This is a genomic window from Sporosarcina sp. FSL W7-1349, from assembly GCF_038003045.1.
Lineage (GTDB): Bacteria > Bacillota > Bacilli > Bacillales_A > Planococcaceae > Sporosarcina.
Window position 1 is genome coordinate 2,074,373 of the sequence record NZ_JBBOOK010000001.1, and the last position, 14,891, is coordinate 2,089,263.

Consider the following 14,891-nt stretch of genomic DNA (forward strand, 5'->3'; position numbering starts at 1 on the left):
AAACTATTCTAATCAGTTTTTATACGTATCCGTTATCCCATCCGAATCTATTTCCTCTTCAGCATCAAGTTCTACCAAATCATCTTCAAAATCTTCGTATTCGAAGTTGTCATAAAGGTCATGGTCCTCGTCGCTATCATCCATGTCGTCTGGAGTAGAGTGGAATTCTTCTTCGTCTTCCTCGAATTCACGTGGTGCAAGAAGTTCGTCAATCGATTTTTCCACATGGATCACTGTGTCATCTGGTACAGCGTCCTGTTCCCCCTTTATTGCGGCCATCAGCTTTGAAGGTTCAGCTGGAATCGGATCTTCTTTTGAAGCAGCCAATACAGCAATGGAACAATCGTCGTCGGTGTTGTCGACGAGCGCCGCGAGCAATTCGGTTAAGTCATGCTTGAAAGTGTTGGCGGTCGATTTCTGGAAATGGTCGATGATGACACCTAGGTTTTGCGTGTCCAATCCTTGTGATTTGCTGAGAAATGAAGCTGTCGAACCATCGGACATGATGATGAAACCCAGATCTTCCGTTACGCTTCCCCGGTAAATTCGGAAATGCTCATCCAACGTCTCCATGCTTACAAAATACGTTTCATTTTCATATAAACCATTTTCAGGAGCTGACAGTATTTCAACATCTCCACTTTCACATTTCACAATCATACCGTCTCCAACATGCCCCGCAATGTAATCTTGCCCCTTTGTCACGACGAAAAGCAAAGTCGATGAAAAATCTTCTTTATTTCTATCATGTTCCAGCACAAGTGCGTTAAGTTCTTGGTGTATGTAAAAATGGAGTTCCTCCGCAAGCTTCTGTGATTCCAAACTACTCAATCTATCAAATTTCTCGCATAAGTAATATGCTAATTTCGTTACAATCAATTCTGCGCCCAGATGAGAAGATTCATATGAGCCCGCCCCATCCGCCAGGACAATGGCATGGGCGCCGTCCCATTCATAATGGACGGCGCGGTCTTGGCATGGGGTTCCCCATTCGGTATGGCTTGCTCCACGCGCATATGCACTTGAAGATCTCCAGTTGTGCATGTATCTCAACTCCTCAGTGTATTCCAAGTTCCAAAATCAGCCTGTCGATAGGTTCCCCTCTTTAAAGCCATCAAATACATCAAAAACTTGAAAGGGATTCGGATTATCGGGGTTCGAATCGTAGGCTGCCGGAAGGGATCTTACGGATACTGTCAAATGCTTGAAGAATGACAGGATATCGGTGTCTTCCAAACGTTTTACGCTATTTCTTCCGGTTGAAAATTGTTTCAGGAAATACAAGTCTTCCACTTGATTGCCCAATGCGACAATATGTACTTCCATATCGGTCATTTTTCGGAATCGATCAAACTTGGATTTGGCTTCCAAAAACTCTTTATCTGTTTTTTGCAAAGGATCGGCAACCAGGTACTCTTCCCCATTTTCGACCAGTTCCGTATATTCATAACGGGACGGTTCGCCATCTGTCATGATGAGCATGATTGGTTTTGTATTGGATATGCCGATGGATTGATACGCATCAATCTGGTCTTCAATATTATCCAACGCCATGAGAATCGCCGGACAAAGAGGCGTATTTCCGTATGCTTCAAAAACCGGAACTGTCTGTTTGCGGATATCATTAAAATCCACAGCCAACTGTACCCGCTCTTCCCCTCCAAACGTAACGATAGACAAATCGAGACTATCACAAATTTTCGGATCTTCGAGCAATACATCATAGAAAGCTTGCAGCCCCCGATTGACTTTGGATATATTCTCATTCAATTCCATTGAACCGCTGATGTCAATGACCATGACGAACGGAATTTTTTTGCTGCGCCGATTTTCAAGACTGGCTAATTTCATCTTCTTCCGGTTGATACGTTCCATTAAACTTGACAATTCTATTCCTCCCATCGTGGAAATAAAGAGGATGCCGTTTGCAGACATCCTCTTATCGCTTCATGAACGAATTTGGTTCCAAGGCGATACGACGCCTTTACTGTCGTCATTTACAAGATCCAATCTACTTTCGGGATTTGGAATGGCACGCGTTAAAACAGATGTACTTCGGCTTAGCAGCTTGAAGAACTCGACGATATTGTCTTGGTCTGCCATTTTCAGGACATTTTGAGGGACAGACGCAAATTGCTCAAGGAAAAATGAATTTTGGATGCCATCTCCCACGCCAATGGAAATGGAAACCAATCCTTGTTCGGCTTTGAATTCATTGAACTTTTCCAGCGTATCTAAAAATTCTTTGTCTGTTTTTTGCAGAGGAATCCCATATCCATCCTCATCCACACGATTACTTAAAGTAGGTTCCCCATCCGTCATAATGATCAGATGCGGTGGGTGAGAAACGATCCCTTGGCTTGAATAAATCCCCATTTGTTCTTCCAAGGCCGAAATCCCTTTTTTTATCGCCTCACAGAGCGGCGTAATCCCTGCTGCGGAAAAGACAGGGAATCGCTGTTCCCGTAAATCTTCAAAATCAACAGCCAACCGGGTACCGCCGTTGCCGAACTCAACAATGGCCACTTCAATATGGTCGCAAGTCTTCGGATCTTCCAGCAACTGTTGGCGATAGATCGTCAGTCCTTCATTCAATCTCGTGATATTTTCATTGGTGTTCATGGAAGAACTCGTGTCCACCAAGATGCAAATCGGCAATTTCGTCCCTTTCCGCGAAGAAAGGCTTTCACTTTTCTTTTTGATTCTTTCAATCGTTTTCATCAGTTCTGACATTCGTAAACACTCCTTCTATTAATTGTTCCATAGTTTCTTCAGGAAACCAAACAATCCTTGCGGCTGCTGTGAGTTTCGGGAAGAGGCCGGACTTTTGCCGGATTGTTGGCTATTAGTTTTAGAAGCTTGGGTTCGCGAACCGGCACCCGCATTGCCAGTACTCTTATGAGCTTGCGGACGATTCTGCGATACAGGTCTTGCTCGATGGATTGTTTGTTGCGGTCGCGCTGCATGTCCGCTATTGGAAGCGGAATAGGTTTTGCGCTTGGCCATTAAGATCATCTCAAACTTTTCTTTGCCGCTCTGATCTTTCTTCGGATTGCTGAAAAATTCATGAAGCAATTGCTCTAGATTTTGCGGATTCAAACTCGCTTCCCATTCCGCCCTGATCGCCTGACGCTCCGCTTCAGGCAAGCTTTCGTCATTCAGCCATTTTTTGATTTGCGTATCGTAAATATTGATGCATTCATTGCAATATAAATACGTTTCATTTACGCGGAAACTGTTCAGCACTTTATTATAATGGTAGTAATAGTCCTTTTGACAGTTTTTAGACGAGCAGTTGAAGTGAATCGTATACGGCTCCGCTATGGCGAAATTATCATAGATCATTTTATCGCTGGCCGGATTTTTCTTGATATGGAAAATGTAACGATCAATGCCTTTCATCATTTGTTCCGTAGACGGCCTGAAATCCTTGCCCTGGCTCGCAAAAGTGGCATAGAACATGCACTTCAAGTATCTCGGCAAATGGGAGTGCGTGTAATTGGCCAAGGTCGGTGCCTTCTTTTCATTGCGGTTCGGGTCAGGATCCACTTCGACTCCGAACTCCTCTTTGATAAATTCGGCGTCTTTTTCTTGGATTTTATATGGATATAAGCGTTTCCGCGTATTATCTTGCAAGTTTCTTCCGGTCGGATGCTGGTAAGGATGGACATTGTTGAAGATTATGTTAAATAGCAAAATTGCTATAGTAAAGCATTCATTTTCAATCGTTCTTGGAATAAAACCATGTGCTTCACGTTCTTGTAGCCATACAGGATCGGTAAATTCAGGTGTTTCAAACATGGATGGGAAGCCATCAATTTGGCAGCTATCCAAATCAATGATATAAATTTTAATATCTTCCGGGCTTTTTGCATCGACTAAGATATTTTCCAAGTTCACATCGCCCATAATGATGCCATGCGTATGCAATTTCTTTAATTTAATAATGATTTTCTTTGCAATGGTCAGTAGATCGGATCTTTTGAATCCTTCGAATGGATAAATGTTTTTCGTAATAATATCCACTAACAAGATGCCTTCCGCCTGGTCCATGACGATGCCTACCAAATTCCCGTTGGCATCGGTCAATTTGTATTGAGGCAAAATGATGTAGCGGTCGTTCACCTGATAGCGGGGATCATTCAGCAGCACATCCAGCCGCTCGTTCCGACGACGGATTTCCTGTTGGAACTTGAAGCAGTTTGGCAAATGCGTTTGCAAATCTGGCACAGTTTTATAGATTTTTGCGAGTTTACCGGGAACGAGTTCGAATATATCGGCTTCCCCGCCTCCGCCAATGCGACGTTGCAGCGAAATCGGATTGCCCCCAAGATAAACGGTATCCCCTTCCTCTGGCGCAACCACCTTGTATTCCATAAATCCGAATTCCGGAGAAAAGCTGATCACTTTGGACAATCCCGTATCGATGAGACGGTCGGCAAGCCTTTCAGCATTTGGGTGGCTTGTCAGCAAAACGGCACGCTGCTCACTTCCGGACGCTTTCATCTGCCTTACAAAATTGCGATAAAACTCCAATTCGCAGCTGGCAATATCATCGGGTTCCGGATCACTTTCTGAGCTGAAAAACGACTTCGTCTCGAAAAAATCCATATACCCGTTCAAGTACGCATTGACGACCCGCTTGAACGAATTGTCCTGTTCCAGCTGAAGAGCATTGATCGCATATTTACCGATGAACAATTTGTATCTTTCATTAACAGAACGGACATCGGCAATCAGCTGAGGAACGTAGTTTTTAATAGCTTGTTCGATCTGTTTCCGTTCATCGGCTGAATAATTCGGATTCAGCATATCATAAAAGAAATAATGATCGACGAGCAATAACTCCTGCCCATTTTCGGCTTCAATAGAAAAGGTTACATTCATTGCAGTTCCTACTTTCTTAAGATTTCAGATTCAAAGCGCTTGGCCTCCCGCTTGTCCGGGTCCAGCTGCCATTCATACAGCTGCTCGTTTTTCAAATTAACGAACAGTGCTTTCATGACGAATTTTGACTTAACCGATTGCAATAGGTTGAGGTTCAACACATCGGTAGCTAGATTCCGGTCATTGGTCAGAAGCGCCACATGCGTATGGCGCCGCAACTCCATGAAAATGCTTAACAGCGAGACATCATTGAATCCGCCAATTGTCCCTGTATAATCAGAGCGCATGATTTCCACATAATTTGCATGGATCAGCCGTTTGGCCAACTCGAACCCGTCCATCGCGTCGGTACGGGTCTGCAAATTTTCAGAACCGGGACGCTGGCTTAAATTTTCCAGCTCAATAAAAACCGCCTCTGGAATGAAGATTCGGAAATCCTTTACCTTCTTTTTTTGCAACGTCTCATTATAGCTTTCAACAAGCGTCGAGCGGAGAAAACGCTGGAACTCTTTGTGCATCAACCCATTGGAATCTAAGATGATAAAATGATTGGACAAATCAATTCCGTTGATTTCCATAAAATCACTCCTCCTGTTCACCCGCTAGAAGTTCCAATGAATACCGGGCCATTTGTATTTGGATCTGCAAATCTTCCACCGCATGTAGTTGCAAGGAAAGAAGCTGACGCTGGAATTGAAGGACCATTTCCGCGAAGTCCTCACCGGATTCGGAAGCGACTTCCAATTCAAACAATTCACCGCGCAATTGTTTGATCAACGAACGGTTTTCAAGATCCGAGTATTTATATAGCTCGATAATCAGTTCATTCAACTGTTCCAGCGGGGATTCCGTCTCGACCTCTTCATCTTCAAAAACTCCATCCCAATCGAAATCGGACTCGATCAAATCTTCCTCTGTCAGTCTTTCGTAATTGCTTGGCTCCATTTCGTCATCCTCCTCATCGAAAACATCATCAAGTTCAAGCTCTACCTCGGATGATTCTTCCACATCTTGCTCAATCTCTTGTTCGTAACTATTTTCTTCCGCGAGTTTTTCCCCAAAAAGAGCAGATTCATTTCGTACGTTCATTTGTTCCTCATCCTTTTCTTCTTGATTTTCATAGTACTCTTCTAACAAGTGATCGAATTCTTCCATGTTGATGGCGTTTGCAGCCGCTGCTTTGAATTTGGCAAGCACGTCGATCAAATCCTCCATTGCCTGCACATTTTCCAATAAAGACTTTGCAGACAATTCCTCGGATGGTTTGAAAAAATTCTCTCCTAGCAGTACGGTCCTATTTTCATAGTTATGTTGAATGGATAAATAGTACACAGGCGTCGAGCGAGCATCGGGCTGCTTGGAATACAATTCGTATGTCAAGTCTATTAGCCAAGTTTCATCCGACAAGGAATAACGCAACGCATCGAGAAAACGGGACTGAGATCCATTCATATTTTTTGTAATGACTTCCAGCTTTTCTTCCTCTGGGCAGCTGAGATCATCCAACGCGTCTTCGGATGTAAAGACTTGAATAAATGCACTGGTGAACTTTTTAAAGCTTCGACGGTATGTATCATAAGCATGGTCTTTCAAAAGCATATTTGAGTAAGCCTCCTTCTTAGAAATTCAACCTGTAATAAATATAACTAAAGGTGATAATATTGTAAAGTGTTTTTAAAAATATATTTTAGACGAGATTTTTTTCACTCAATCGGTTATACTCTATATAAATATTACAGGAGGAATTAAAATGAGTGATATTTCAGACCGGTATATACTATTAGGGCAGAAAATCAAAGAACGGCGAAAAGAACTGAAACTGACGATGACCGAGCTGGCAAACCGAACGGACTTGTCCCAAAGCGCCATCTCAATGATAGAAAATGGACTGCGCCAATCAACACTGCCAACCCTAAATCGGATTTCAGAAGTGCTCGGATATGACTTTTCGCAAATCTTAGTATCGAATGATCCCGTTACCTTGGATAACAAACAAGAGATGCCCTCACAAAACGGGAATCCCGAACTGACAATCAAAGCACTGCAGTTCAACTTCACTATGCAATTAATACGCAACGAACCAGTGTTGCCCGATCATGACTTAAACGAACTAATCACAGCCACCGTACTAGAAGAAGTACAATCCATCCTAAACGATGAACAAGCACGGAAACGACTAGAACAACGCCTTTCCAACGAAATCAAAGAAGAAGTAGAACGCAAAAAACGCAAGCTAGATCAGACGCTGAGCATATTGGATATGTTGTAAAGGTGACAGTCCCCTTTGCAATTTGTACTTTATTACAGTAAGTGATAAACGGTATCGCTATATAGTCTACTATTCTTCTAACAGGACTATTATACTTGTATATGGAGTATTATCATAGATGAAACGTGACCAATGTGGCATGAAAAAACTACCTTTTCCAAGTGACTCGGATGAGGTAGTTGGAGAGGCTAATAAGACTAAATAAACACCTCACGCATCGCCTCGGAGATCGACGATGTGTGCGGTGTTTACTTGTTTCGAAGACTTTAAAGTCATTCGTGCTTCTTTGCCAAAACTATGAATAACTAATCCGATCCCTTCCCTGTTCTTTCGCTTGATATAACTGCTTGTCCGCGAGGTGGATGGCCTCTTGCAAGGATGAGCCGGACACGATCCGAGCCAATCCAATGGAAACGAAAACTGACAAGGACTGCTTTTCATTGATTGGAACCGGTGTCGTTCGGATGGCGTTCCGAATGTCTTCCATTACACGAATCGCATGCTCCTGACGATCCGCCCGCATATATATTATAAATTCCTCTCCCCCATACCGCGCGACAATCAAGTCTTCACTTTCAAACCGTTCGAAGATGGAGGAAACCGCGATGAGCGCTTGATCGCCGGCCAGATGACCGTAACTATCATTCAAGTTCTTGAAATGATCGATGTCCACCATGGCGATATAGTGTTCAGTTTGGTCGTCCTGCATCCTTTCTTCCACCAGCCCGATAAATGACTGCTTGTTCAACAGTTTCGTCAATGAATCATGCGATGCTAGAAAGACCAGTTCGTCCCGCAGCGCTTCCTTCTTATACTCCAGTTGAATAAATGCATAATAGACAAATGTCGCACCCAAAAAGGAGAGATACCGCAACGGGGAAATTTCTTTGAGAATGTCTACGCCATTCGGCACAATCCAAACAATCGGAACATCGGAGACGAACCAGCAAATGGAGACAATCAAGGCACTTTCCAGTATTGAAACCCGTTTTTTCCTAAACGCCAAATAAAGTAAAGTGAGTAGAGTCGGTAGCGCCATTCCATAAAGTACACCCGGCACTGCACCCAGCCCCCCCATGCCTAACCGCCATGCAGAGGAGATGACAAGAACGGGAAGGGTGATTTTCCATCCCCGGAATATGGCCAGCAATAAAAGTGGAATCAAGCGGAGATCCACCTGGTAATTCGCATCAAAGCGGATCGGCAAATAAAACATCGCAATGACTACGGTTGAAAACAGGAGCACAATACTACAATTCAAAGTAACTTTTGTGAAACGGCCCCGATAGTTCATGAGGGTACTCATCAAGAGATGCCCCAGCAAAATGATGGCCAAATTAGATAAGATTGATTGAACCATGCAAAGGCCTCCTTGACTGATGAATTAATCTATCCACAACCTAGTTATTCCCATTGTATATCAAAGACCGTGCTCACCATATTACTTTGTTTATATATTGTAAGTCGTTTGACGGCTATCTTTGACTAGCTTTGATTGACAATACTATATTAAACATATATAGAATTAAATCCAAGTATAGCAGCGCCTGGTAATTATTGCATCTAAAGTCATATTAGAAGAGCAAAAAGCTCTACAGAGAATCTGCAGAGCTTTGCCACTATAGAACTTGTACGCACAACTTTTCCATTTAAGATGAAATCAAAATCATACGGAAAAACATGACTGACTTGTTAAAAATTAACCCTCTGCTTTCTCCCATACGGATTGGCCGGCAGATACGCCTCCGTCTAGGACAAATTCTGATCCTGTAATATATGATGATTCGGCGGAGGCCAAGTATAGTACCAGATTGGCAACTTCGATTGGATCTCCTAATCGCTTAAGTGGAACGGTGACGGCTTGGTCTTCGGGTTGTTTGTTCGCTACTCGGGCTCCATATTCAATCATTTGGGTCCGAATATAGCCGGGATGAATGGAATTCACCCGAACAAATGGAGCAAATTCCATTGCAGCATCTTTGGTCATAATCCGCACCGCCCCTTTACTTGCTCCATACGCGGCCATCCCGGACACCCCGAATAACCCGGCGTTCGAGGAAGCATTGATCACGGAACCGCCTTTGTTTCGGATCATATGCGGAACGATGTGTTTCATTCCCAAAAAGGCACCCGTAACATTAATGCTCATCATTTGATTCCATTCTTCCAGCGTTGTTTCGGCAATGGGCTTGATAAAAAAGATTCCCGCATTGTTAAAGAGAATATCAATTTTCCCAAAATGTCCGATCGCTTCCTCGGCAACTTGCATCCAATCCTGTTCATTTCTGACGTCATGTTGAACAAAAATCGCTGTCCCGCCATGTTGACGAATTTCCTCCACCGTTTGTAAGCCACTTTCTTTCTCAATATCCGTCACAACGACAGAGGCCCCTTCTTTCGCAAATTGCAAGGCTGTCGTTTTTCCGATTCCTGTACCGCCGCCTGTAATCAGAGCTACTTTATTTTCAAGTCTCATCGGACATCTCCCCCTCATTACGTCGCAATCCATCCACCATCAATGACAATTTCAGAACCCGTTATGAAAGATGACTCATCAGAGGCTAAAAATAATGCTCCATATGCCACATCTTCCGGTTTTCCTAGCCGTGGCCAAGGTGTGACTTCTTTCATCCACTTGACAATGTCCGGGTCTGTAAACAAATCCGCAGTCATGGCCGTTTCAATCATTCCCGGATGGATTGAATTCACGCGAATATAATCTTCCGCAAAATCCATGGCAGCTGTCTTAGTTAACGTTCGCACAGCTCCTTTGGAAGCATGGTAGGCGGCATAGCCTTTCACACCAATGATTCCATACACGGAAGATATATTAATGATAGAGCCTCCTCCCGCTTTTCGGATTTCAGGTGCTGTATATTTCATCCCAAGGAATACGCTACGAGAATTAATTGCTTGTACTCTTTCCCAACCTTCCAGCGTTTCCTCCTCGACATTTAATCTTGAAGGGATTCCTGCATTATTTACCAGGATGTCAACCTTTCCGAACGTCTCCACTGCCGTTTGCACAACTCTTTTCCAATCCTCTTCTATGGAAACATCATGAACGAGAGCAATCGCTGTGCCTCCAGCATGGTTGATTTGAGAAGCCACTTCCTTCACTTCATCTTCTAAGATATCTGTTATAACAACATGGGCTCCTTCTTCGGCAAAAATCTTAGCTTCCGCGACGCCTTGTCCTCTCGCCGCTCCCGTAATAATTGCCACTCGGCCTTCTATACGTTTCATATGACCTCTCCTTTCTATTTATTTACTTTTGAACGGGCATAGAAATCGAACATTACAGCGCCGATGACAATAATCCCTTTAAATACGGACTGCCAATAGGGACTCAGTGAGAGGCTATCGAAGACATTGGATATCATGATAAGGATTGCGCCACCAATTGCTGTTCTCCAAATGGCACCTTGCCCCCCACTCAACGAAGTCCCCCCGATTACGACTGCCGCAATAACGTCAAGTACAATTAAATCACCGATGTTTGCCTGTCCTTGTCCTAGTCTTGATGCAATGATTAAACCACTGATTGAGGCACAGAGACCACATAGCATATATGCACTAGAAGTGATCCAGTTTACCCGTAACCCGGATAATCGACTTGCCTCTTGATTGCCTCCTACTGAATAAATGGATTTGCCATACGTCGTAAATGACAAAATGACAGAGAAAAGAATGTAACCGATAAACAGAAAGATAACCGAAATGGGAACATTTCCAAGATACCCAGATCCCAGCCAACGAAAATTATCCTTTTCAACGAAAAACGGCTGCGCGTTGGAATAAATTAAAGCAAATCCCGTGAAAATGGAGCCTGTTCCTAACGTCGCGACAAAAGGAGGAACTTTAAATTTTGTTACCAATAACCCGTTTAGCAATCCCGCACCGATTCCAATGCTCATCGTTATGACGACTGCTAAAGGAATGGTCAGGCTATCCGCTAAACTTGCAACGACGACTGCACTAAGCGCGTAAATTCCGCCAATCGACATATCAAGACCGCCCGTAATAATGACAAAGGTCATGCCAATACTCATCATGCCGATAATGGATAATTGACTCATCATATTCAATATGTTTTCAGAACGAAGAAAGCCCGGATATAGAATACTTGCTATAACTACAAGAAATACAAATGCTGCAAGTACCCCATATTTAAAGAACAAATTACTGATATTCTGTCCGCCGCTTAATGGGAATTTTTTTGTACCAAGACCGGTTTCCAAATTATTCATACGGAACCTCCTTTGAATGTGGATTGGAGAATATTTGCTACACTAATCTCCTCTTTTTCAGTTAGTTCCCCGACGAGTCGACCTTTGGACAATACATAAACCCGGTCACTAACAGCTGCGACTTCCTCCAGTTCGGAAGAAATCACAATAATACTCATGCCTTCACTCGCTAATTGCTTTAAGATTTTCAGCACTTCAATTTTGACTCCCAGATCAATTCCCCGCGTCGGTTCATCTATAATTAATACTTTCGGTTTAATACTCGTTACTTTTGCTAACAGTACTTTCTGTTGATTTCCTCCCGATAGATTGCGGCACAGCGTATCAATAGGTCGATTCAGTCCGAAACGGCTGGCCAGTTCCGAAGCTTTTCGATTAGCGGATTTGGCATGGTACAGCCCCCACTTGCGGACACTTTTAAAATTAACGATATTAATATTCACTTCACAGGATTGGTCCAATACGAGACCTTGCTGCTTGCGATCCTCAGGAGCTAGGACAATTCCTTGATTCATAGAATGTCTGGGAGAATTAGGCCATTTCACTTTTTCGCCATGCATCCAGAGTTCTCCAATAGAAGCCCGCTCCAATCCAGCCAAAGCTCGGGCTAATGTACTTCTTCCCGATCCGACCAAGCCGCCGATTCCTACAATTTCACCTTCCCTGATTGAAATATCAACATTCTCAATCGCTCCCTTGACAGTCACGCCAATTGCACGCAAAACTTCCGGGCCTCGTATAGTCGAGTGGGGAAAAGATTCCTGAATGACCTCCGATAAATCATTTCCAATCTCTTCTCCTAGCATTTCAGCGACCAATAAGTCTTTATTCCAATAATCTCTCGGTTCCGTTCTCACCTTTTCACCATTTCGTAAAATGGATATCTGATCACTGATTTCCAGTATCTCGTCCAAATGATGACTAACGTAAATTATCGTGATTCCTCGGACGCGAAGAGACTTGATAGTCTTCAGCAAAGACTTTCTTTCTGGTGGAGCAAGGGATGCGGTCGGCTCATCCAATATGAGTATATTTGCGTTGCATTGCAGACCGCGCATAATTTCAATCATTTGTTGATCGGCAATCGAGAGGTTTCCTGCGGATTGCGTCATCGATATGTTGACGTCTAATATGTCACATAACTCTTTAAATCGAGCTTTCATCTTAGTGGAGGATAAAAAACCTTTTTTACTCTCCAACTGCCCTAAAAATACGTTATCCACAGCCGTCAGTTCCGGAATAATCGTGAGTTCCTGATAGATCGTGGCTACGCCCAACTTCCTGGAAGAACGCGGATCCCCATAATTCAGCTCTTCACCAAAAACATGGATACTCCCCTCGGAAGGGGCAATCCGGCCGGATAAAAGGCCTAGCAAAGTAGATTTCCCGGATCCGTTTTGCCCGACGAGAGAATGAATTTCTCCTTCTGCTATCGCAAGATCAATATTTGAATTTGCATAGAAGTTTCCATATTTCTTTCCCAAACCAGTGATTTTGACTGCTTCCCGTTGGAGGGTATCGTTACGTTCTAGGACTGCTTTCATCCCTACTTCACCTCCAAAATATTAGTACTCTGGTAAACCTTTATCTTTGAACTCCTGGATGTTATCCAAGTTCACATAAGGAGAGCCAGGCAAAATCTCTTCTTTCGTCAAATCATAAAACTCAGGAACTTCCTGTCCTTCCCAATGATTTCGAAGCGCTTCAAGTCCGCGTTGGATCTCTTCTTTTGGTAGCATAATGACGGTTTGTTGAATGTCGCCTTTTTCCACCGCGTTAAACGCCCATTTATCTCCGCCAAAGTCATAAATCTTTACACTATCTCTTTTAGCGGCTTTCTTCGCTTCTACTACACCAGATGTCATTCCTGAATAATTTGAGAAAATGACATCTAAATCAGAGTTCGATTGGAGAACGTTTTGTGCGACTTGGAATGCTTCATTTGCTGTATAGTCTGTGGAAAACGGACCAATGAGCTCCCAATTTGTGTTCTTCGGCATTTCGATATCTAAGGCAGCCTTCATATTTAAATAAGGCGTTCCAGTGGCAGGCCCACCAATTACCGCAATTTTTCCGCCGTCTGGATTATCTTCAAAAATTTGATGCAAGATGTCTTGATATACATTGATACCTTGTCCGCCAACGAATGTTAATGTTCCTTCTGCAGCGCTGTCCTGCTCACCACACAGTTCAATATTGATAGCAGATACAGCGATTCCTTTTTTCACTGCGTCTTCCGTAATCACTTTACAAATTTGATTGCCGTCCACTGCTTCAACAACGAAACCGTCATATTTATTTTGAGCAATCGCATTTTGCACTTGGTTCAACTGTGCAAGTGGGTCAAACTTTCCATCGTAAACATCAAGTTTCCAGCCAAATTCCTCCGCCACTTTTTCTGCATGCTCAATACCAGTTTGCAAATAGTTATTACTAGCTCCCGCCGAAAAGAATGCGACTCGCTTTGCTGTATCAGAAGTTGCCACATTGTTGGTTGCCTCCGCTTTATTAGATGACTCATTCGAATTCCCACAAGCGGCTAACAGGAAAATGAATGCTACTGTAAGTAAAGCCTTTAATTTTTTCATAATGACCCTCCCCCAATTTTTATTGAACCGTGTACGGTTCGTATTTCGAATACATTTCTTTTCTTCTTTTCCGATCAAAATGCGTCGTAGCCGCACCTGTTTTGCGATTTTCATGGAGCTCATCCAAGTCAACAATGCCTGTAATGACCATATTTTTGTTCGTCTCTGCTTCGGCAATAACACCATTTGCCGGCCAAGGGCTATCGCATGGACTTAAAATAGAGGCTCTTCCGTACCCTTCACTAATTGGTGCCCCCGGATTTCCTACCGTTGGACAATGAACAAAGTACACTTGGTTTTCAATACTTCTTGCTTGTGCACAGTGACGGACTCGCCAAAATCCGTGCTCTGTGAAGGTATAAGAAGGGCAGAAAATAATTTCCGCTCCCTTTTCGGCTAATATGTGGGAAACCTCTGGAATTTCAGATTCATAACATATTGCCAACCCAATTTTGGCAGGCCCAATCTCATAGACCTCCAACTCATCTCCTTCTTGCGTTTTCCAATTGCCTTCTGCGGGGAATATATGGGTTTTTTTATGTTCGACATACGTGCCGTCTGAACTGAAAATATAGCCAATGTTAAAGTATTGTTCGCCTCGCTTTTCTAGATGAGATCCCGCAATAATTGTTTGGCTTCTCTCCTTAGCCAACCGGCTAAACAGATTTCGATATTCTGCTGAAAATTGATCAAGACGAATGGTTTCTGTGACATCTGTTTGATCAAAATCGGAAAAAGTGGTCAATAATCCGATTGTAAATAGCTCCGGAAAGATGACGTAATCCGCGTCCACAGGAACATCCTGCAATAGCACGCTCACTTGTTCTTCAAACTCTTGAAAACTATTGATTTTTTCTACACGGAATTGACAAGCTGAAATGGTAACGTTTTTCAATC

At 43.2% G+C, this 14,891-nt stretch carries 14 protein-coding genes; 1 reads left to right on the plus strand and 13 read right to left on the minus strand.

Annotation, left to right across the window (positions count from 1 at the left end):
• Nucleotides 1-12 precede the first annotated feature (12 nt).
• The 6 genes from MKY41_RS10165 to MKY41_RS10190 are packed head-to-tail and all read right to left on the minus strand — an operon-like array spanning nt 13 to nt 6,486.
• On the minus strand, nt 13-1,044 hold the full coding sequence (locus MKY41_RS10165) for a PP2C family serine/threonine-protein phosphatase (RefSeq protein WP_340744896.1): 1,032 nt from the start codon (nt 1,042-1,044) through the stop codon (nt 13-15).
• Between the two features lie 36 nt (nt 1,045-1,080).
• Complete coding sequence (locus MKY41_RS10170; RefSeq protein ID WP_340744897.1) at nt 1,081-1,887, minus strand: vWA domain-containing protein; 807 nt, start codon at nt 1,885-1,887, stop codon at nt 1,081-1,083.
• 60 nt (nt 1,888-1,947) lie between these two features.
• A complete protein-coding gene (locus MKY41_RS10175; protein ID WP_340744898.1) occupies nt 1,948-2,733 on the minus strand; it encodes a vWA domain-containing protein in 786 nt (261 codons plus the stop codon).
• Nucleotides 2,734-2,751: 18 nt separating this feature from the next.
• A complete protein-coding gene (locus MKY41_RS10180) occupies nt 2,752-4,887 on the minus strand; it encodes a lipopolysaccharide kinase InaA family protein (protein WP_340744899.1) in 2,136 nt (711 codons plus the stop codon).
• An 8-nt stretch (nt 4,888-4,895) separates the two neighbouring features.
• Complete coding sequence (locus MKY41_RS10185) at nt 4,896-5,465, minus strand: PIN domain-containing protein (RefSeq protein ID WP_340744900.1); 570 nt, start codon at nt 5,463-5,465, stop codon at nt 4,896-4,898.
• A gap of 4 nt (nt 5,466-5,469) precedes the next feature.
• Nucleotides 5,470-6,486 carry a hypothetical protein gene (locus tag MKY41_RS10190; RefSeq protein ID WP_340744901.1) on the minus strand — a complete coding sequence of 339 codons (1,017 nt, stop codon included), beginning with the start codon at nt 6,484-6,486 and terminating at the stop codon, nt 5,470-5,472.
• 151 nt (nt 6,487-6,637) lie between these two features.
• Here MKY41_RS10190 and MKY41_RS10195 point away from each other — a divergent pair, with 151 nt between their 5' ends.
• Nucleotides 6,638-7,156 (plus strand): helix-turn-helix domain-containing protein, encoded by a 519-nt coding sequence (locus MKY41_RS10195; RefSeq protein WP_340744902.1) that lies wholly within the window; start codon nt 6,638-6,640, stop codon nt 7,154-7,156.
• Nucleotides 7,157-7,451: 295 nt separating this feature from the next.
• On the opposite strand, the gene MKY41_RS10200 is transcribed toward MKY41_RS10195, so the two are convergent.
• The 7 genes from MKY41_RS10200 to MKY41_RS10230 form a co-directional block, all read right to left on the minus strand.
• Nucleotides 7,452-8,516 (minus strand): GGDEF domain-containing protein, encoded by a 1,065-nt coding sequence (locus MKY41_RS10200; protein WP_340744903.1) that lies wholly within the window; start codon nt 8,514-8,516, stop codon nt 7,452-7,454.
• A 339-nt stretch (nt 8,517-8,855) separates the two neighbouring features.
• On the minus strand, nt 8,856-9,632 hold the full coding sequence (locus tag MKY41_RS10205; RefSeq protein ID WP_340744904.1) for an SDR family NAD(P)-dependent oxidoreductase: 777 nt from the start codon (nt 9,630-9,632) through the stop codon (nt 8,856-8,858).
• A gap of 17 nt (nt 9,633-9,649) precedes the next feature.
• On the minus strand, nt 9,650-10,402 hold the full coding sequence (locus MKY41_RS10210) for an SDR family NAD(P)-dependent oxidoreductase (protein WP_340744905.1): 753 nt from the start codon (nt 10,400-10,402) through the stop codon (nt 9,650-9,652).
• Nucleotides 10,403-10,416: 14 nt separating this feature from the next.
• On the minus strand, nt 10,417-11,406 hold the full coding sequence (locus MKY41_RS10215; protein ID WP_340744906.1) for an ABC transporter permease: 990 nt from the start codon (nt 11,404-11,406) through the stop codon (nt 10,417-10,419).
• Complete coding sequence (locus tag MKY41_RS10220) at nt 11,403-12,950, minus strand: sugar ABC transporter ATP-binding protein (RefSeq protein WP_340744907.1); 1,548 nt, start codon at nt 12,948-12,950, stop codon at nt 11,403-11,405. Before MKY41_RS10220 ends, MKY41_RS10215 begins: the two co-directional genes overlap by 4 nt.
• A 21-nt stretch (nt 12,951-12,971) precedes the next feature.
• The gene (locus MKY41_RS10225; protein WP_340744908.1) at nt 12,972-13,994 is read right to left on the minus strand and encodes a sugar ABC transporter substrate-binding protein; all 1,023 of its coding nucleotides are present in this window, start codon (nt 13,992-13,994) and stop codon (nt 12,972-12,974) included.
• A gap of 19 nt (nt 13,995-14,013) precedes the next feature.
• The gene (locus MKY41_RS10230) at nt 14,014-14,889 is read right to left on the minus strand and encodes a carbon-nitrogen hydrolase family protein (protein WP_340744909.1); all 876 of its coding nucleotides are present in this window, start codon (nt 14,887-14,889) and stop codon (nt 14,014-14,016) included.
• Nucleotides 14,890-14,891 lie beyond the last annotated feature (2 nt).

Excerpts from the sequence above, each read along its gene's own strand:
- MKY41_RS10165 (WP_340744896.1), bottom strand. The coding sequence starts at position 1,044 with ATGCACAACTGGAGATCTTCAAGTGCATATGCGCGTGGAGCAAGCCAT.
- MKY41_RS10175 (WP_340744898.1), bottom strand. The coding sequence starts at position 2,733 with ATGTCAGAACTGATGAAAACGATTGAAAGAATCAAAAAGAAAAGTGAA.
- MKY41_RS10180 (WP_340744899.1), bottom strand. The coding sequence starts at position 4,887 with ATGAATGTAACCTTTTCTATTGAAGCCGAAAATGGGCAGGAGTTATTG.
- MKY41_RS10185 (WP_340744900.1), bottom strand. The coding sequence starts at position 5,465 with ATGGAAATCAACGGAATTGATTTGTCCAATCATTTTATCATCTTAGAT.
- MKY41_RS10190 (WP_340744901.1), bottom strand. The coding sequence starts at position 6,486 with ATGCTTTTGAAAGACCATGCTTATGATACATACCGTCGAAGCTTTAAA.
- MKY41_RS10195 (WP_340744902.1), top strand. The coding sequence starts at position 6,638 with ATGAGTGATATTTCAGACCGGTATATACTATTAGGGCAGAAAATCAAA.
- MKY41_RS10200 (WP_340744903.1), bottom strand. The coding sequence starts at position 8,516 with ATGGTTCAATCAATCTTATCTAATTTGGCCATCATTTTGCTGGGGCAT.
- MKY41_RS10205 (WP_340744904.1), bottom strand. The coding sequence starts at position 9,632 with ATGAGACTTGAAAATAAAGTAGCTCTGATTACAGGCGGCGGTACAGGA.
- MKY41_RS10210 (WP_340744905.1), bottom strand. The coding sequence starts at position 10,402 with ATGAAACGTATAGAAGGCCGAGTGGCAATTATTACGGGAGCGGCGAGA.
- MKY41_RS10215 (WP_340744906.1), bottom strand. The coding sequence starts at position 11,406 with ATGAATAATTTGGAAACCGGTCTTGGTACAAAAAAATTCCCATTAAGC.
- MKY41_RS10220 (WP_340744907.1), bottom strand. The coding sequence starts at position 12,950 with ATGAAAGCAGTCCTAGAACGTAACGATACCCTCCAACGGGAAGCAGTC.
- MKY41_RS10225 (WP_340744908.1), bottom strand. The coding sequence starts at position 13,994 with ATGAAAAAATTAAAGGCTTTACTTACAGTAGCATTCATTTTCCTGTTA.